Source organism: Frankia canadensis (genome assembly GCF_900197875.1).
GTDB classification, from domain to species: domain Bacteria; phylum Actinomycetota; class Actinomycetes; order Frankiales; family Frankiaceae; genus Frankia; species Frankia canadensis.
In genome coordinates this window covers 1-18932 of sequence record NZ_FZMO01000038.1, presented here as the reverse complement: position 1 = coordinate 18932, position 18932 = coordinate 1, and the positions used below count along the sequence as shown (strand labels likewise).

Sequence of the window (18932 nt, the reverse complement as noted above, 5' to 3'; positions counted from 1 at the left end):
CGAGAACGGCGGGCGGGAGGTCCTCCACGGGATCTCGTTCCAGGTGCGACGCGGCAGCGTCACCGGGGTGATCGGGCCGAGTGGCTGCGGCAAGACGACGCTGCTGCGGTCGATCGTGGGCGTGCAGAGCGGGGTCGACGGGGAGCTGCGGGTCCTCGGCTACACGGCGGGCGACGACTGCCTGCGCCGGCGGGTCGGCTATGCGACCCAGGCCGCCTCGGTGTACGGGGATCTGACCGTTCGCGAGAACCTGCGCTACTTCATCGAGGTCGTCCGGGCCGGCGATCCCGGCGACCCGACCTGGGCGCCCGGCTACCTGGAATCGCTGCTCGCCCACGTCGGGCTGACCGAGCAGGCCTCGATGCTGGTGGAGCGTCTCTCCGGCGGCCAGCGGTCCCGGGTGTCCCTCGCCGCGGCGATGATCAGCGGGACCGACGTGCTCGTCCTCGACGAGCCGACCGTCGGGGCCGACCCGCTGCTGCGCCGGAGCCTGTGGGCGGACTTCCGGATGCTGGCCCGTGGTGGCATGACCATCCTGGTCAGCTCGCACGTGATGGACGAGGCCAACCGCTGCGACCGGCTGCTGCTGCTCTACCAGGGACGGCTGCTCGCCGAGGGGAGCCCGGCCCAGCTGCTCGCCACGACCGACTGCGGCGACCTGGAGGAAGGATTCCTCCGCCTCGTCGAGAACCCCCGCCGCCCGTCACCCGTCGTCTCTCTCGACGATGCCACGGCTCGCCCCCGCACCACGGCTCGCCCCCACACCACGGGTCACCCGCACCCCGCAGGGCGCCCGCAGGCAGCCGAGGACGGTCCGCCGGGCCAATCCCACCCCGTCACGGCCGACGTCGCCAGCATTGACGACGTCGCCAGCATTGACGACGTCGCCGGCATTGACGACGTCGCCGGCACCGACGACCTGGCCGGCACCGACGATGTGGCCGACGACGTGGCCGACGACGTGGCGGACGACGACGGCCGCCGTGGCGGGATCGGGGCTGGCGGTCGTCGCGGGCGGGGGCGCGACGCGGGCCGGGCGGCGCGACGCGGCGCGGGCCATCCCCCAGGGGTCGCGCCCTGCCCGCCCCGGCGGCCGGTCAGCACGCTGCGCACGCGGGCCACGGCCGGCCGGGTGCTGCGCCAGCTCGGCCGCGACCGGCGGACCATCGCCCTGGTCCTGGTGCTTCCGCCGGTGCTGCTGCTGACGCTGCGACTGCTCTTCCACCGCTCGCCGGACACCTTCGACCGGGCGGGGGCGGCGCTGCTCGGTGTCTTCCCGCTGATGACGATGTTCTTCGTGACGTCCGTCGCCATGCTGCGCGAGCGCACCTCCGGGACGCTCGAGCGGCTGCTCACCACTCCGGTCGGCCGTGGGGACCTGCTCGTCGGCTATGGGCTGGCGTTCGCGGTCGTCGCGGCGGTGCAGGCCGCGCTGGCCACGGCGCTGACCGTCGCCGCGCTCGGGCTCACCGTGCAGGGCTCCGCGTCGATGCTCTTCGTCGCGGCGATCCTGAGTTCGTTCCTCGGCACGGCGCTCGGCCTGTGGATGAGCGCCTTCGCCCGGACCGAGTTCGAGGCGGTCCAGCTCATCCCGGCCGCGCTCATCCCCCAGTTCATGCTCTGCGGCACCCTCGTCCCCCGCCAGGACATGCTGCCCGCGCTCGACCGGCTGAGCGTTGTCATGCCGATGACCTACGTGGTGGACGCGATGGGCCGGCTGACGGAGTCGGACGCCATCGACCGCCTGCTGGTCCGGGACCTCGTGATTGTGATCGGCTGCACACTTGCCGCTCTCAGCCTCGCCGCGGTCACGCTCCGCCGCCGCCACCCCTGATCAGCCCCGCGCGCGCCGCGGGAGCGCGTATGCCCGGCCACCGGCGCGAACGCCGTGGTTGTTACGATCAGCCCGTCATCCCGGCACGGGGTGGCGCACATCTCGAAGGGGGAACGGGGTGCGGCGCGCCCTCGGCGCCACCGGCCCGGCCTGGGCAACCGTCGGCCACCGGGGGCGGTTGGATGAAGCACACCCGCCACGGCCGGCCCAGACGCGTCACCCGCATCGGGCTACCATCGACATGTCTGCCGCCACGTCAGCGTCGGCGGATCGGACGCAGCCCGGGCACGCCCGGTGAGGGCCGGCCATTCCCGGCGGACGGGTCGGCCGAGGACCAATGACGGAGACGGCATGGAGAGGACGGTCGGCGGTGGATGGATGAGTCCGCCCACGGATTCCCGTCCGATGACGACCCTCGCGACCGGCCGCCGCGTCGGCGCCCCCCAGGGCAGCCGCCGGTGACCGAGGCCGATCAGGCCCCCGCCCAGACCAACCCGCGGCGCGACGCTCCCCACCGTTCCCCGTCGACCGCGCCCACCCCGCCAGCCGAGCCGCGCTCCCAGGCCAGGTCGCGGACCCGGCCGCCGGAGGCGAGCGTGCCCGCCGCCCCGGACGCGCGCGCCCAGCCAGCGCCCCAGGCCCAGGCCCAGGCCCAGGCCCAGGCGGCGGCGGCGGCGGCGCCACCTTCGCAGCCCGGCGCGACGCGATCCACCCGGCCGGGAGCGGCGGGCATCGCCACCACGGCCGAACTCGCCGAGCTGCGCCGCCGTCTCGGCATGCCCATGGCGGCCGAAACCGGCCCCGCCGACCCGCCACCGCGCCCCGCCGCCACGGGCGGCGACAGCCAGGAACCCGGACCGCCGCGGCCCCCCGCGCGCGGCGACCGCCCGACGCCGGGAACGGGGCCTGGGCCGGGAACGGGGCCGCGGTCCGCGGCATCCCCGGATCCCGCTCCCGCGCTGGACCCGGCGTTGCACGCGGCCGCCCGACGGGATCAGCGCCGTCGCAACCGCGGCGAGGACTCCGAGTACGGCCGGCAGGCCGACCCGCCGGAGCATTTCGCCCGCGACACGGGATGGGCGCGTGACCGGGAGGCGGACGCCGACGGCGCCCATCGCCAGGGGCACGGGTACGGCCACGGCAGCCAGTTCGGGTACGGCCAGGTCCGTGATCCGCGCCGCGAACACGGGCCGGCGCGGGCCTGGGAACAGGCGGGCTGGGACAGCACGGCCACCATCCGCCGGGGTGATCCCCGCCGCGACGACACACTGCGACCGGACGCGCGCGGTGGCGCGGGCCACGACGACGTCCCGCGCCCCGCCGGCCGTGACGGCGGTGGCGCCGGGGGCGGTCTCGACGGTGGTGGTTCCCGGGGCGTGGGCCGCGCTCGGGAGGCGGACGCGCGCCTCGCCGGTCCCGCCCGCGATGGGCGGCCGGGCGGTGAGCCATCGCGCCGGGTGGAGCCGTTCGACCACGAGCGCACCCAGATCATCCGAGGTCTGCGCAGCCGGCGGGTGCCCGGCGCGGAGAGCTTCCGGGTGCCGCACGCGCCGACGGCCGAGGGCCTGATCCCGATGTCCGGGACGATGACCGGCGAGTTCTTCCTCGGCAGCCTCATCCGACCGGAGACGGCGGCGCCCGGCCGTGGCGACCGCCTGGCCGGTGGTGCGCGCGGGCACGGCGGCGGCGCCCCCACGGGCGGCGCGTCGGCCACCGAGCCGGCCGACTACGGCCTGGCCGACCTCAGCGAGGAGATCGGCGCCGGCGGGCGGCACCGCGTCGAGCGGACCACCCACGGCTCGTCCCGGTCGCGAGCCATCTGGACGCTGGTCGACCAGGTGCTCTCCAGCGGCACGAACGCCGTGATGTCGTTCGTGATCGCCAACAGCGTCAGCAGCACGTCGGAATTCGGTGCCTTCGGCATCGCGTTCGCGATCTTCTCGCTGATGATCGGCTTCTCGAAGGCGGCGGGCACCTCGCCGCTGGGCATCAAGTTCGCGGATGCCTCCCCGCGGGTCTTCCGCGCGGCGGGCGCGGCGGGGACCGGCACCGCCTTCGTGATCGGGCTGCTGTCCGGCGTGGTGACGCTGGTCGTCGGGCTCGGCGTGGGTGGGGCGGTCGGGAAGTCGCTCGTGGCGATGGGGCTGGTGTTCCCGGCGCTGCTGTTGCAGGACGCCTGGCGGCAGGTGTTCTTCGCCGAGGGCAGACCGGCCGCCGCCGCGATCAACGACGGCGTCTGGGCCGTCGTCCAGTTCGCGGCGATCTTCGCGCTGATCGTCCGCGACGTGACGACCTCGTGGGCGATGCTGCTCGCCTGGGGCGGCGCGGCCGCGGTCGCGGCGGTGCTCGGCATCTACCAGGCCGGGTACACCCCGGCTACCGGGCAGGTGCGCGCCTGGCTCGCGGAGCACCGCGACATCAACGGCTACATGAGCGCCGAGTACCTGACCGTGCAGGGTGCCCAGCAGGCGTCCACGCTGCTGCTCGGCACGGTGGGAGCGATCGACCTCGTCGGCGCGCTGCGCGGCGTGCAGACCCTGCTCGGGCCGACGACGATCCTCGCCGTAGGCATCGTCAGCTGGGCGATCCCGGAGTTCTCCCGCCGCACGGACATGACGGCACGGGCTCGGCTGCGCGCCGCCTACGCGCTGTCCGGCGTGATCGTCGGCGTCGGCGTGGCCTGGGGAACGATCTTCCTGGTCCTGCCGCCGAGCATCGGCCACGCGCTGCTCGACGACACCTGGGAGCAGACCCACCATCTGCTCGCGCTGTCCATCGTGCAGCAGGCCGGACCGGCCGCCACCGTGGGGCCGGCCTGCATGCTCTACGCTCTGGGCAAGGCCAAGCTGACATTCCGCGCGAACCTCATCCTCGCCCCGCAGCTGCTTGTCTATCCGGTGGTGGGATTGGAACTCGGCGGTGCGACCGGCGCCGTCGTCGGCTACATCGCCGCGTTCTGGATCACCGTGCCGTTCTGGTTCCTGCTGGTAGCCTCCGCCGCCCGTGAGGCCGAGCGGGAGGCCGGCGCCGCCGCGGAGGATCCGGCGCAGGCCGACAGCGAGATGACCGAGAAGGTGGGCGACGTGTCGGCTGCCGGGCCGGGAGCGTCGTGACGCCCGGGCGCGGCAGCACCGGCGACGGCGCAAGGTATATGTAGGATCTCGACCGGCGTCAAGACCGTTCCTGTGAATGCCGCCCGCTCGGGGCGGGGGAGTTGAGATGATTCTGCGCATCCTGTATCGCTCGGTTGGTTCCGAGAACTCGAAGAACCGGCCGTCCTTCTACAGCAAGCAGCTCGCGCTCGCGTCCCTCCTGCGCGCCGTGGAAAGGGTCGGCATCCCGACACGGATCGTCTTCGTCAACGATGGCTCGATCCCGGCGGATCGGCTGTCCCTGATGTCGGCGGCGGGCGAGGTCGTCCAGGTCACCTGTGGCAGCAACCGCTCGTCCTATCGACACGTGCTGCGCATGCCCCGGCTGCGGCGGTGGGCGCCCGACGATCTGGTGTGGCTGGCCGAAGACGACTATCTGTACACAGAGCGCTCCCTGTCGGCGCTTGTCTCCGCAGCCGCGGCCCGACCCGACGCCGAGTATTTCACCCTGTACAGCACGGTGCGCTTCACCGAGGCGTCGACCCGACGCCGCCCCCAGGTCGAGCAAAGCGACGGCAGTCCGAGCGGTGTCCCTCTCGTCGACGGCGTCCCCTGGGTCCGCGCCGCCACCACGACCAGCACGTTCGGCGTACGCGTCGGCACGCTGGTGCAGGACGAGCGGCTGCTGCGCTCGATCCCCTTCGTCGGCGGCGCGTTCGACCGGGCGACCTGCCTGACCCTGCAGGGCATGCAGCCCTTCCGGCTGGCGGACCTCGGCGGGGAGCCGCCGCGGGAGCAGCCGCCGACAGCCGCCGGCCGCATCGCCCGCCGCGCCGCGCTGACCGGCCTGCGCGCCTCGCTGAACGCCGTGGCGCTGGCCCGCCCCGAGCGGCGCCGGCGGACCATGATCGTTCCGGAGCCGTCGCTGGCCACCCACATGGAGCTTGGTGGCGCGCTCGTCCCCGGCCACGACTGGCCGGCCGAGGCCGAGGCCGTCGCGCAGTGGCTGCGCGAGCGCGAGGAGCCGCTGCCCGCGCGCCGGGCGCCGGAGCCCGCGCCGAGCGCCGCGCCCCTCACGCCGACCATGCCCGCCATCGCGTCCGGGATGACCACGGCCAGTCCGACACCGCACCGCCCGTCAGCCGCGTGAGTGGTCTCCAAGCATCGCTGTTCGCAGTGGGTCGCCGGCCGCGCCGGCCACGGCCCGCGATCCTCACGGTCGTGCTGGTCCTCGGCCTGCTGGCCGCCGGGCTGGGCGCGTGCTCCGGTTCCTCGAACGACACCGACCCGAGCCCGGCCGGGGTGCGCTGGGTGTCGGGTGCGAACGGCAACTATCCCGACGCCGTCAACGCCTGGGGCACCTTCACCGGCAACAAGGTCGGTCTCGCGGTCGTCTTCACCGTCCGCAAGGACTGGGCAAGCATGGTCTCGGCGGACTGGCCGGCGTCCGCGTTCCCCCGGGACAGGTTCCCCGGCGAGCTGTCGATCGCGCAGCCGCTGTACCCGCCGGACGGCAACGAGGCCACCTGTGCCACCGGCGCCTACGATGACTACTGGCGGACGTTCGGCACCACCCTGACGAAGCACGGCCGGGCCGACGCCTACATCCGGCTCGGCTGGGAGTTCAACGGCGGCTACATGTACTGGCACGTGCGCGACCCCGAGGCCTGGAAGGCGTGCTTCCGCCGGGAGGTCACCGCGCTGCGTTCCACCGCGCCCGGCGTGAAAATCGACTGGAACATGAACGCCCACAACGACACGCTGCCCGGCAGCGGGCGGGACGTGTGGGACGCCTATCCCGGCGACGAGTACGTCGACATCGTCAGCATCGACTCCTACGACCACTTCCCCGCATCCGCCAGCGAGACGACCTGGAACCGGCAGTGCCACATGCGTTCCGGGCTGTGCACGGTCATCCAGTTCGCCCGTGCGCACGGCAAGAAGTTCGCGGTTCCGGAGTGGGGCCTCGTCCGCTCGAACGGCGGCGGCGGGGACAACCCGTTCTACATCCACAAGATGTACGAGACGTTCGCCGCCAACGCGAAGGATCTCGCCTACGAGGCCTACTACAACAACGCCGAGCCGGAGAACGTCCGCTCGTCGCTGTACCAGCCGAGCCTCAACCCGAAGGCGTCCAAACGCTACCTGAAGCTCTTCGGCGCGCAGTGACCCCGCGGCACCGGGCCCGGTGCCGCCCGGGACGCCGGCGGACGGCGTCGGCCGGTGACGCCCGCGCCCGCCGGGGGGTTCGTTCGGACCGTTAGGGTTGGTGTCAAGAGTTCGACGGCGGAAATGTGGGTGGGGCTGTGGTGGATCGCCAGGACTGGATGACCAGGGCCGCGGATGACGCGATCGAACGAGCGGCTCGGCGCCCGGGCGACGGCACGGTCGTCTGCGCGTCCGGCATCAGTCCGTCGGGGCCCATCCACCTCGGCAATCTGCGGGAGATCCTCGTCCCGCACCTGGTCGCCGAGGAGATCCGGTCCCGCGGGGTCCCCTGCGAGCACATCCTGTCCTGGGACGACTACGACCGGCTGCGCAAGGTGCCCGCCGGCGTGCCCGCCGACTTCGCCGAGCACGTCGGCCGGCCGCTGAGCGCGGTCCCCGACCCGTGGGGCGAGTTCCCGAACTGGGCCGAGCGGTTCAAGGCGCCGTTCCGCGCGGCGCTGGGCCGCCTCGGCATCGAGGTCCGGGAGATCAGCCAGACCGAGATGTACCGCGCGGGCGCCTACGCGGACGGCATCGCCCGCGCGGTCGCCGCCGCCGGCACCATCGACGCCATCCTCGGCCGCTACCGCACCCTCGCACCGGCGCCCGGCGACACTGACAGCACCGGCGGCGCCGGCGGTGGGGTCGGCGCCGCCGGCGGCGGGAAGGCCGGCGGCGGCGGGAAGGCCGGGCGTGGGGGCCGGGCTGGTCGCGGCGCCGCGGACGCCGACCCGGCCGCCGGGGCGGATGTCGACGTCGCCGCCGACGAGGGGGCCGCAGAGGACGAGGAGTCCGCGTCGGCGGTCGGGTACTTCCCGTTCCGCCCGTACTGCGACGTCTGCGGCCGCGACACGACAGCCGTCGCCGCGTTCGACGGCGCGTCCGGGCAGGGCGACTACACCTGCCACTCCTGCGCCAACCACGGGCGGTTCGACATCCGCGGCCCGGCGACCGGGAAGCTGGTGTGGAAGGTCGACTGGCCGATGCGCTGGGCCTTCGAGAACGTGTCGTTCGAGGCCGGCGGGGTGGATCACTCCTCCCCCGGCTCCAGCTTCACGGTCGGCGGGAGCATCGTGCGGGAGGTGTTCGACGGCGAGGCGCCGGTGTACCTGCCGTACTCGTTCGTCGGCGTGCGCGGGCGGGCGAAGCTGTCCGGCTCCGCCGGCGGGGCTCCGACCCCGGCGGACGCGCTGCAGATCCTCGAACCGGCGATCGTGCGGTGGATCTACGCCCGACGCCGGCCGAACCAGGCGATCACCGTCGATTTCGGGCCGGAGGTGTTGCGTGTCTATGACGAGTGGGACGCGCTGAACCGCCGCGCCGCCGAGGGTGGCGTGGAGCCGGCGGAGGCCGCGGTGCTGGACCGCTCCCGTGCGACCGCGGCTCGCGGCCCGGTCGACGCGCCGCGCACGGTGTTCCCGTTCCGGCTGCTGTCGTCGATCTGCGACATCACCGCCGACGACCCGACCCAGATCCTGCGGATCCTGCGCCAGGCCCGCGCCACCGGCCCCGCGGGCTCAGCCGACACGGCACCGTTCGACCTCGCCGACCTGCGGCCCCGGCTGGACTGCGCCCGGGCCTGGACCCGTGAACATGTCCCGGCCGAGGCGCGGACCATCGTGCGGACCGAGCCGGACCGGGCAACGCTCGCGTCCCTCGGCGCCGACGAGGCGAAGGCGCTGGAGATCCTCGTCGACGGACTTGACCAGGACTGGTCGCTGGACGGACTGACAGCGCTTACCTACGCGGTGCCGAAGCTCCTGCGCGGGCTACCCGCCGACGCACCGCCCACGGCCGAGCTCAAGCAGGCACAGCGAGCCTTCTTCGTGCTCGTCTACCAGCTGCTGGTGGGCCGGGACACCGGCCCGCGGCTGCCCACGCTGCTGCTCGCCGTCGGCCCCGAGCGGATCCGCACCCTGCTGACCGGCAGGGCTGGCTGACCGGCGGGGCTGGCTGACGGCCGGCGCCCGACCCCGCGACACATGGTCGGGGACGGGCACCGGCGGCCTGCGGACCGCGCTCAGGCCAGCGCGGCGTCGAGGTCCTTGCGGATCTCCTCAGGGGTGACGGTCGGCTCGTAGCGGCGCACGACGTTGCCCGCCCCGTCGACGAGGAACTTGGTGAAGTTCCACTTGACCTCATCGGTGCCGATCGCCTCGGGGCGGCTCTTCTGGATGTGCTCGTAGAGGAAGCCGGCGTCCGGACCGAAGTCGCCCGGTGCCTCGGAGCGCAGGTACTGGTAGAGCGGCGCGGCTCCCGAGCCGTTGACCTCGACCTTGTTCAGGACCGGGAACGTGACGTTGTAGTTCGTCGAGCAGAAGCTCTGGATCTCCTCGTTGGTGCCCGGCTCCTGGCCGCCGAACTGGTTGCAGGGGAAGCCGAGGATCTCCAGGCCACGGCCATGCAGCTCCTGGTAGAGCGCTTCGAGCCCCTCGTACTGCGGCGTCAGGCCGCACTTGCTGGCGACGTTGACGATCAGCAGCGTCTGGCCGGCGTAGTCGCCCAGCGAACGGTCGCTGCCGTCGGCGGCTTCCACGGTGAAGTCATGAACAGTCACGGTGAACCTGACTCTCAGATGCGGATGGTCCGGGATGTCGCGGCCGGCTCGTCCGGCCGCCCAACATGCCCGACGCTACCCCACACACCCTTTTAAATCACCATCCCGGTGACGTAAAACGGGGTCTGGGATGCTCATGGGGTACCGACGTATCCGTGACCGCCCATGGCGGGCCGACCTGGCACCGCCGCGGGACGAGCGAACAGGAACCGCACCCAGATGAGCATCGAACCGGACCTGCTGAAGATCATTGCCTGCCCCGTCGACAAGGGCCCGCTGGAACTGGTCGACGGATGGCTGGTGAACCCGCGCCTCGGCCACCGCTACGAGGTCCGCGACGACGTGCCGATCCTGCTGCGGCCGGATCACGTCGACGCGGCGCAGGCCCGCTCGGGCCGCTGAGCCCACCCTCTCGGCGACCAGCCAACCGGAGCCGGGCCGGACATGCGACGGGGCCCGAGGATCGCTCCTCGGGCCCCGCGCAACGGTCGAACCGGTCGGCTACTCCCGGCCGAACTGCTCCCGCAGCCGGCGCAGAGCTTCCTCGTCGATCGCCGAGGGGGCCTGGTCGGACTGGGCGGAGGTGTAGGAGGACGGTGCCGCGGCGGCGGCGTCGGCCTCCTGGGCGGCACGGATCTGGGCCTGGTGGGCCTCGAACCGGGTCTGGGCCTCGGCGTACTGCCGCTCCCACTCCGCCTGCTGCTCCTCGAAGCCCGGCAGCCACTCGCCGGTCTCCGAGTCGAAGCCCTCGGGGTAGACGTAGTTGCCCTGCTCGTCGTACTTGGCTTCCATGCCGTACTGGCTCGGGTCGAAGGCCTCGCCGTCGACGGCCAGCCCGGCCACCTCGTTCGCCTGCTTGAGCGACAGGCTGATCCGGCGCCGGTCGAGGTCGATGTCGATCACCTTGACCAGGATCTCGTCACCGACGTTCACGACCTGCTCGGGAATCTCCACGTGCCGCTCGGCGAGCTCGGAGATGTGCACCAGACCCTCGATGCCCTCGTCCACCCGGACGAACGCACCGAACGGCACCAGCTTGGTGACCCGGCCGGGAACGACCTGGCCGATGGCGTGGGTGCGGGCGAACTGGCGCCACGGGTCCTCCTGCGTCGCCTTCAGCGACAGGGAGACCCGCTCGCGGTCGAGGTCGACGTCGAGAACCTCGACGGTGACCTCCTGGCCGACCTCGACCACCTCGGACGGGTGGTCGATGTGCTTCCAGGACAGCTCCGAGACGTGCACCAGCCCGTCGACGCCACCCAGGTCCACGAAGGCACCGAAGTTGACGATGGAGCTGACGACGCCCTTGCGGATCTGGCCCTTGGCCAGCTGCGCCAGGAACTCGGAGCGGACCTCGCTCTGGGTCTGCTCGAGCCAGGCACGCCGCGAGAGCACGACGTTGTTGCGGTTCTTGTCGAGCTCGATGATCTTCGCTTCGAGCTCTCGGCCCACGTAGGGCTGCAGGTCGCGGACTCGGCGCATCTCCACGAGGGAAGCCGGCAGGAAGCCACGCAGGCCGATGTCGAGGATGAGACCACCCTTGACGACCTCGATGACGGTGCCGGTGACGACCCCGTCCTCGTCCTTGAGCTTCTCGATCGTGCCCCAGGCGCGCTCGTACTGGGCGCGCTTCTTGGACAGGATCAGGCGGCCTTCTTTGTCCTCCTTCTGGAGGACAAGGGCCTCGACGTGGTCGCCGACACTCACGACCTCGTGCGGGTCGACATCGTGCTTGATCGACAGCTCGCGGGACGGGATCACGCCCTCGGTCTTGTAACCGATGTCGAGCAGCACCTCGTCGCGATCAACCTTGACGATGATGCCGTCGACGATGTCGCCATCGTTGAAGAACTTGATCGTCTTGTCGACTGCCGCGAGGAAGTCTTCGGCCGAGCCGATGTCGTTGACCGCTACCTGTGGTGTGGTCGGGCTGTGCGCGGTGGTCACGGTCTCCACGGGTCGTACGTCGGTGGTGCTCGTCAAGGGGTCGGCTCCGACTAGGGGTGGTCGTCCGCGCGAGGGCCGGATCGAACCGCCGGGACCGAGGGACAGATACAACGCGGGAAACGAAGAAACTGTCAGAACCGATAACGACGCTCGAGTGGATCCGCTCGGTCTGAGACCCACGGACCCTCGTGCACAGACCCAAGTCTAGGGATGGGTGTCCGGAGTGGTCAACGGGAGTCGGCGCTCCGACGCGCACGACCCGCCTCGACGGTCACTCTGCGCAGACACAAGACGGCCATATGTAGCTATGGACGGTCGCCGTAACCCCACGCGTCCGCCTGACACACCCGCCGAGGTGGTCCACGCGGTGCCTCGCCCATCGGGCCGCCCGCGGACCCGCGGCCACGCCGCACCCGGACATGCCCGCACAGCACGGCCCGATCGCCGAATTGTCAATCTGGAAGCCGACATATCGGCCCGTGCCTCGACCTGGCGGGCGCGGCCGAGCCATCGCGGTACCAGGCCTCGGCGTGCCCCTGGCGGAATCAGATGGAGGGCAGGCGGTCCGACGGGAACGCGGAGCCGGGACGGACTCCCGCTCCGGTCACTCGGCCTCGCCCGGCCGCCCAGCCTCGCCCGGCCGCTCGGGCCGCCCCGGCCGCGCGGCGCCGTCCGCCGGGCCGCCGAGACCGATCCGGCCACCGGCGGTGGATCCACGGCGCGGCGCGGCGAGCGTGCCCGGCGCCCCGCCCTCGGCCGCTCGCGGGCGCGTCACCCGGGCGGTGTCCTCGGGGCCCGGGGTGGCGGGCAGCGGGGGCGCACCGGGCGCCGAGGCCCAGCCACCGGGCGGCCGCGGCGGCACCCAGCCACCCCGGGTGGGGTAGCCGTTGTGGGACTGCTGATCCCCGGGGCCCACCGCGTCGCGGCCAGGACCGGTCGACAGCGGCATCGTCGGCGTGTCCGCCGGCACGTCAGCGCTCTGGGCCGGAAGCGGCCCCGGCGACGGCGGACTTTCCCAGGGCCGCGTCGATCCGAGCGACGGCAGCGGCCGGCGGGACGGTGACGACTCCCGGGATGCCGGCAGGCCCTGGGACGGCAACGGGGCGGTCGTCTCCGCCACCACGGTCACGTGCCCGCCCCCGGGCATCACCCCGAACGGCAGTCCGTCGCGGCCGCCCCCGGCCGCCCCACGGCCGCGCCGGCGGGCCACCAGGGCGTCCGCCCGGCGCGCCCATCCGCGGGAAATCCGGATACAGGGCTTTTCGACGAGATAGTGGGTGATCGTGGCGACGGTGATCGTCAGCCCCAGAACGATCGCCAGGAACGGCGGGTAGGGGACCTTGAACATCTGCCATCCGCCGCGCTCCAGCACAAGATCGATGGCGGCGGTGTGCCACAGGTAGATGCCGTACGAGATCGTGCCGAGGAAGGCCAGCGGCCGGCAGGCGAGCAGCCGGCGGACGAACCCCCGGTCCTGCGGACCGAATACCGCCGGCAGCAGCAGGAAGAAGGCGAACAGGCCGTAGAACAGGTGCCGGCTCATGTCCTGCGCCCGGTCCGGGGTGAAGATCGGTATCAGCGGCAGGTTCGCGTGCCAGGTCGCCACCCAGTAGAACACCGCGGCAACCGCCCAGCAGGCCGTGCCCGACCCCGGCAGCCGCGACCAGCGGGGCTGCCTGCCGTGGTGGGCGTACCAGGAGGAGACCACCGCGAGGGCCATGCCCATGGCGAACAGGTCCCACCAGACGGGCAGCCACACGTTCCAGCCGCTCAGCCAGGTCTGATCGCTCGGAATGACCAGGTAGTGCAGCGCCTTCGCCGCGAGGAACGTCACCGCCAGCACGGCGAGTTCCACGCGCACCTGCGCGGCCGGCTCGCGGCGGCGGCGGCCGAGCAGCCAGGCGTAGACCGGAACGGCGAGGTAGAACGCCACCTCGATGTCGAGCGTCCAGGCCTGGGTGAGGCCCTGCAGGGCCCATCGGGCCTGATATCCCTGTAGGAACAGGGCGGTCTGGAACGCCCCGGCGACACCGTGCACGCCGGCCTGGGCGCTGTTGACGACGGTCAGGCTGACGACCAGCGCCAGCCAGTAGAGCGGGACGATCCGCATGAACCGCCGGACCAGGTACCCGGGAACCGCCGCGCCCTCCACGCCAGCCAGCCGGGCGGCGACGAACGGGCGGTAGAGCAGGAACCCCGAGATGAGGAAGAACACCGCCACGCCGGCCTCGGCCCGGGCGATGTAGGGACCCAGCTGGTCGCTTTTCATCGTGAACCCGGCCGGAAACGCCGAGTGGACGACGACGACCATGAGCGCGGCGATGGCCCGCAGCCCGTCGAATCCCGGGAAAACGACCTTGGGCGGACGCCGGACGGCCGGGCGTCGGGGATCGGGAATCGGGCTCGAACCGGCGGCGTCGGCGGGCGCTTCCGCGGGGACCGCGACCGATCGGGACAGCAGGTGGTCCGTCACCGGCCGGGCACCCGAGGATTCGCATTGTCCGGCACGGTGGAAAGGTACCAGCGCGGCCGCCCGCCGGCGGCCGTCGCCCCGGCCATCCCGGCTATTTCTCCGGTTTCGGCTCCCCCGACCGGCGGGCCCGCGGAGGCGATTCGCCCACCTTCGCCGCCTTCTCGTCCCGCGACGTCCCAGCGCCCCGCGCCGACTCCGTGACCTCGGGCGGCTTGACGACCGGCGCCGGCTCGGCCCCTGCCCGCTCGGCCCCTGCCGGCTCCTCGTCCCGCGCCCGCTCGGTCCCTGCCGGCTCGACAGCCGCCGCCCGCTCGACCGCCCCGGCCGGCTCGGCAACCCCGGCCGGCTCGGCAACCCCGGCCGGCTCGAACGCCTGTGCCGGAGCGGCACCGGACCGGCCGGCGACGGCGACGCGGATCGCGCCCGCGGCGGCGGCGAGGGCGACGGCGGCGAGCAGGACCAGAGCCGGCTCGGCCGCGGCCCGGAACCGGGTCGTGCCATAGACGACCACCGTCGCCAGGCTCAGCGTGATCGGCACGGCGAGCAGCGGAAGCACCGGCACGCGGCGGCGGCGCAGCACGACCGCGCCGGCGATCGCGAGTGGCTCCAGCACCCACAACGTGATCATTCCCGCCTTGCTCAGGCTGGCCGGGCGCAGCTCGATCCGGTCGAACTGGATCTGCTGCCACGGCCGGAAGACACCCCAGGTGCGACCGAGGCGGGCCGCGGCCACGACGGGCAGGCGGTCGGAATGCGCGCGAATGTAGTCGTAGGCCGCCTCGCGGTAGAACGCGTCCCGCTCGGAGCGCTCCTCGGGCGGCTCCGGCAGCGCCTGTACGCAGGCGAACGACCACCAGCCCAGGTACCGACCCGAGTAGGTGGCCGGGCAGTGGGTCACCGCCAAAGTCGTGCCGAGGCCGGTGGACAGGTACTCGGGTTCGCGGAAGCGGTCGAGGTTGTAGGCGGACCACGGCGCGACGGCCAGCACGCAGGTCGCCGCGGCGAGGGCCAGCAGACCGATCCGCCGCCGCCAGCCGACGCCCCGGGCCAGGGCGACCAGCGGGACGACGAGTACCAGCGCGAGCAGGGCCAGCTCCGCGCGGGCGAGCATCACGGCGGCGAGCGCCAGCCCCAGCCAGGCGGCCGCGCGGGCCCGGGGCCGGTCGGCGAACTGGTAGGCGGCCAGGATGATCCACGAACAGGTCAGGATCCCGGGGGTCTCGGACATGACCAGGGGGTCGTTGAGCCACATGCCGGGGTAGACGGCGGCGATGCCGGCGGCGACGAGTCCCGTCGCGGGCCCGGCGATGCGCCGGCCGGCGTACGCCACCAGCGCGATCGAGCCGACCCCGAGCAGGCAGCAGAACACCTGGTGGGCCAGGAAGCCGGTGAGGCCGAGCAGCGACGGGATCGCCAGCAGCGCGCTGGTCAGCGGCGGGTGCTGCGCGTCCGGCACGTACCGTCCGGACACGTCCAGCATGTAGGGGTCCGGCCAGCCGCGGCCGCGGGCGAACAGGTTCGCGGCCTCGTGGTAGTAGAGCGGGTCACCCTGGACGGCCGCGGGGTGGAGCCACCCGAACAGGTAACAGAGCCGCACGCTCAGGCCAACCAGGCACAGTCCGATGAGCCAGAAGTGCCATTCGCGCGTGTTCGTGAGCCGGCCGCGGCCATGGCCGGCCACCGCGATGAGCCCGCCGGACGCGGGCGCACGCTCCCCCGATGACGCCGGTCCCGGCCCCACGGTACGTAGGTACCCCCCCGCGAACTCTGACACGGGCGGAAAGTATCAAGGTGCCGTATCCACGACACTACGGACGTCCCTCGGTATAGGTACAGACACACCGCGCGTGCACGGCCCGCAGGCGCTGCGATTAGCCTTGCCGGTCGGGTGTCCGCACGCGATCGGAGCCAGCCGCGCGTGGCGCGGGCCCGAGGAAGGCGGATCCCTCCGGCTGTGGCCGCCGGAGGGGTTGACTGAGGCGACGCCGTCCGCAGACGACGAGGAGGGACCAGGCTGACCAGCAACGACGCCGACACCGTCCCGCTCGCGTCAGGTGACCGGCCGCGGCGCGCGGGCGGCGAGTCGCCAGCCGACACCACTCCGATCGCCACGCGCGGCGTCGACCGGTCCCGCCGCGCGTCGACCGCCGGCCGCCACGAGCGGGACCGCCGCCATGGGCTGGACCACCCCCCGGAGCGCGTCGACTCCCTGGATTGGGGCGAAGGCCGCGAGCGAGACGGCGGACGCGAGCGGGGCCGTGCTCCCGGGGAGCGGCGACCCGGTCCGCGTGCCGCCAGGCCGGAGGACGACCTCGACGCCACCGGGCCCGTGCTCGCCCCGCTGGGGCACTCCCCCGCGCTCGACGGGCTGCGCGCGTTCGCCGTCATGGCCGTCATCGCGTACCACGCCGGAGTCTCGTGGATGCCGGGCGGCCTGCTCGGCGTCGACACGTTCTTCGTGCTGTCCGGGTTCCTCATCACCGGCCTGCTGATCACCGAGTACCGCAACACCCGGCGCATCGACCTGAGGAGTTTCTGGATCCGCCGGTCCCGCCGGCTGATGCCGGCGCTGCTGGTCCTGCTGGTCGGCGTGGCCGCGTACGCGCGTTGGATCGCCGCCCCGGGCGACGTCGGAACCCTGCGCCTCGACGCGCTCTCGACGCTGCTCTACGTGGCGAACTGGCGCTTCGCGCTGTCCGACCAGAGCTACTTCAACCACTTCGCCGCGCCGTCGCCGCTGCTGCACACCTGGTCGCTGTCGGTCGAGGAGCAGTTCTACGTCCTGTGGCCGCTGATCGTGTTCCTGCTGATGCGGCACAGCGCCCGCACGGTGGCGCGGTGGCGTCGTCAGCGCCAGAAGGCCCAGTCGCTGGCGCTGACCATCGCCGTGCTCGGCGCGCTCACGTCCGCGCTGGTCGGCGGCGCGTTGCTGCTGACCGGCACCGACCCGTCGCGGATCTACTACGGCACGGACAGCCGGTCCCAGGCGCTGCTGGTCGGCGCGGCGCTGGCGGTGTGGCGGGGCCAGCGGACGCACCCGATCTCGGCGCGGGCCCGGTCGGTCCTGTCGGTTCTCGGCTGCCTGTCGGCGGTGGCGCTGCTGGTGATCTGGACGACGGTGAGCGGCCAGAGCCGACCGCTGTACCTCGGCGGTTTCCTCGGGGTGGCCATCCTGGTGATGCTGCTCGTCGCATCGCTCGTCGAGTCGCCGAAGGGACCGGTCGCCCGCTTCCTGGCGCTGCGGCCGTTCACGTTCATCGGCACGATCTCCTACGGCCTCTACCTGTGGCACTGGCCGGTCTTCCTCACGCTGACGGCCACCCGGACCGGCACGAACGGCCCGGTGCTGTTGCTGCTGCGGCTAGGGGCGACGCTGGCCGTCACCCTCGCATCGTTCCACCTGGTGGAGAACCCGATCCGGCGGGGTCGCATCCGGCTGCCCAAGCCCCGGTTGACGGTGCCGGCGGCGCTCGGCGGCGTGCTCGCGGTGATCCTGGTGGCCACGACCGGCGCCGGCGGCTCGGTGCGCACCCCGGCCCAGCTGGAGGCGCTGGCGCAGCGGGCGGCGAGCTCCCCGCAGCCGGCGGCGGCCGGGGGGCCCGGCACGGGGGCGCCGACGAAGGTGATCCTCGGCGGCGACTCGGTCGCGCTCACCCTCGGTTTCAGCGACTTCTCGAGGATGGCCGCCACCCAGGGCCTGGAGATCCATGACTACTCCAAGCTGGGCTGCGGTGTCGCGCGCGGGATGCAGCGGCGCGTCGGGGGCGAGGTGATCCGGCCCACCGACGGCTGCGAGCAGTGGCCGCAGCGGTTCACGGACAGCGTGAACAAGGTCCATCCATCGGTGGCGATGCTGCTCGTCGGCCGGTGGGAGATCGTGGACCAGCTGCGCAACGGGCGGTGGAGCCACGTCGGCGAGCCCGACTTCGACGCCTACCTGGGCCGCGAGCTCGACCTCGCCATCACCACGCTCGGCGCCGGGGGCGCGAAGGTCGTGCTGCTGACCGCGCCGATCTTCAAGCCGACCGAGGCCTCGGACGGCAGCATCTACCCGGAGACGAAGCCCGCACGTGCGATCCGCTTCAACCAGCTGCTGCGCCTGGCCGCCGCGCGTCACCCGGGAACGACCGTGATCGACCTCGCCGCCATTCTCACGCCCGGCAACAAGTACGTCGACGAGATCGACGGCGTCCGGCTGCGCGACGACGACGGGGTGCACATCTCCAATGGCGGCGCCCGGCTGGTCGGCGAGGCGATCATTCCGCAGCTTGTCCAGATCGCGCGGGCGACCGCGCAGAGTACCCCCACGGATGCGCCGGCGGTGGCGGCGGGACCCGGCTGACCGTCCCGGTTTACCTGACGCTAACCTTTCGCACAGTACCGGGTGGTCTACAGGAGGATCGACGTGCCGCGTGCGCTGATTACCGGGATTACCGGTCAGGACGGGTTGTATCTGGGTGAGTTGTTGACCGCGAAGGGCTATGAGGTGTTCGGGCTGGTTCGGGGGCAGTCGAACCCGAAGGTGGCGGTGGTGGAGCGGGTGGTGCCGGGTGTGGTGTTGTTGGAGGGGGATCTGACGGATCTGTCGTCGTTGATCGGCGCGGTGGAGATCTCGCAGCCGGATGAGGTGTACAACCTGGGGGCGATCTCGTTTGTGGGGTTGTCGTGGAAGCAGGCGGAGCTGACGGGGGAGACGACGGGGATGGGGGTGTTGCGGCTGTTGGAGGCGTTGCGGATCGCGGGTGGGAACGACATGTCGCGGGTGCGGTTCTATCAGGCGTCGTCGTCGGAGATGTTCGGGAAGGTGCGGGAGACGCCGCA

The 18932-nt window shown here is 72.7% G+C and carries 12 protein-coding genes; 8 read left to right on the top strand and 4 right to left on the bottom strand.

Annotated features, from left to right (window positions below):
* The 5 genes from C1A33_RS36240 to lysS all read left to right on the top strand — a co-directional run.
* Positions 1-1834, top strand: a 1834-nt coding sequence (locus C1A33_RS36240) for an ABC transporter ATP-binding protein/permease (protein ID WP_243407206.1), incomplete at its 5' end; no start/stop codon positions are given.
* Positions 1835-2292: 458 nt separating this feature from the next.
* A complete protein-coding gene (locus tag C1A33_RS04950) occupies positions 2293-4947 on the top strand; it encodes an MATE family efflux transporter (protein ID WP_243407205.1) in 2655 nt (884 codons plus the stop codon).
* 106 nt (positions 4948-5053) lie between these two features.
* Positions 5054-6076 (top strand): hypothetical protein, encoded by a 1023-nt coding sequence (locus C1A33_RS04945; protein ID WP_243407204.1) that lies wholly within the window; start codon positions 5054-5056, stop codon positions 6074-6076.
* A 26-nt stretch (positions 6077-6102) separates the two neighbouring features.
* Entirely contained in the window at positions 6103-7095 is a 993-nt protein-coding gene (locus C1A33_RS04935) for a glycoside hydrolase family 26 protein (protein WP_101830339.1), read from the top strand.
* A 158-nt stretch (positions 7096-7253) separates the two neighbouring features.
* Positions 7254-9074: a lysine--tRNA ligase gene (lysS, locus tag C1A33_RS04930; protein ID WP_101830338.1), complete on the top strand. Its 1821-nt coding sequence runs from the start codon at positions 7254-7256 to the stop codon at positions 9072-9074.
* Between the two features lie 80 nt (positions 9075-9154).
* Here lysS and C1A33_RS04925 read toward each other — a convergent pair whose 3' ends face one another.
* Complete coding sequence (locus C1A33_RS04925; RefSeq protein WP_101830337.1) at positions 9155-9691, bottom strand: glutathione peroxidase; 537 nt, start codon at positions 9689-9691, stop codon at positions 9155-9157.
* Between the two features lie 219 nt (positions 9692-9910).
* Between C1A33_RS04925 and C1A33_RS04920 the strand changes: the two genes are divergently transcribed.
* On the top strand, positions 9911-10093 hold the full coding sequence (locus tag C1A33_RS04920) for a Trm112 family protein (protein ID WP_101830336.1): 183 nt from the start codon (positions 9911-9913) through the stop codon (positions 10091-10093).
* A 99-nt stretch (positions 10094-10192) separates the two neighbouring features.
* Here the strand turns inward: C1A33_RS04920 and rpsA are convergent, their stop codons facing one another.
* The 3 genes from rpsA to C1A33_RS04905 all read right to left on the bottom strand — a co-directional run bounded on the left by rpsA (position 10193) and on the right by C1A33_RS04905 (position 15885).
* Positions 10193-11674 (bottom strand): 30S ribosomal protein S1, encoded by a 1482-nt coding sequence (rpsA, locus tag C1A33_RS04915; RefSeq protein ID WP_101830335.1) that lies wholly within the window; start codon positions 11672-11674, stop codon positions 10193-10195.
* A gap of 568 nt (positions 11675-12242) precedes the next feature.
* Positions 12243-14111, bottom strand: coding sequence for an acyltransferase (locus C1A33_RS04910; RefSeq protein WP_101830334.1), 1869 nt, complete (start codon positions 14109-14111; stop codon positions 12243-12245).
* A 91-nt stretch (positions 14112-14202) separates the two neighbouring features.
* Positions 14203-15885, bottom strand: coding sequence for an ArnT family glycosyltransferase (locus C1A33_RS04905; RefSeq protein WP_341477186.1), 1683 nt, complete (start codon positions 15883-15885; stop codon positions 14203-14205).
* 555 nt (positions 15886-16440) lie between these two features.
* On the opposite strand from C1A33_RS04905, the gene C1A33_RS04900 reads away from it, so the two are divergent.
* Both C1A33_RS04900 and C1A33_RS04895 read left to right on the top strand, forming a co-directional pair.
* On the top strand, positions 16441-18453 hold the full coding sequence (locus tag C1A33_RS04900) for an acyltransferase family protein (protein WP_243407203.1): 2013 nt from the start codon (positions 16441-16443) through the stop codon (positions 18451-18453).
* 63 nt (positions 18454-18516) lie between these two features.
* On the top strand, positions 18517-18932 hold a 416-nt coding region (locus C1A33_RS04895; RefSeq protein WP_115537920.1), incomplete at its 3' end, for a GDP-mannose 4,6-dehydratase.

Bases quoted from the DNA above. Each gene is read 5' to 3' on its own strand.
- C1A33_RS04945 (WP_243407204.1), top strand. From the start codon at position 5,054: ATGATTCTGCGCATCCTGTATCGCTCGGTTGGTTCCGAGAACTCGAAG.
- lysS (WP_101830338.1), top strand. From the start codon at position 7,254: ATGACCAGGGCCGCGGATGACGCGATCGAACGAGCGGCTCGGCGCCCG.
- C1A33_RS04920 (WP_101830336.1), top strand. From the start codon at position 9,911: ATGAGCATCGAACCGGACCTGCTGAAGATCATTGCCTGCCCCGTCGAC.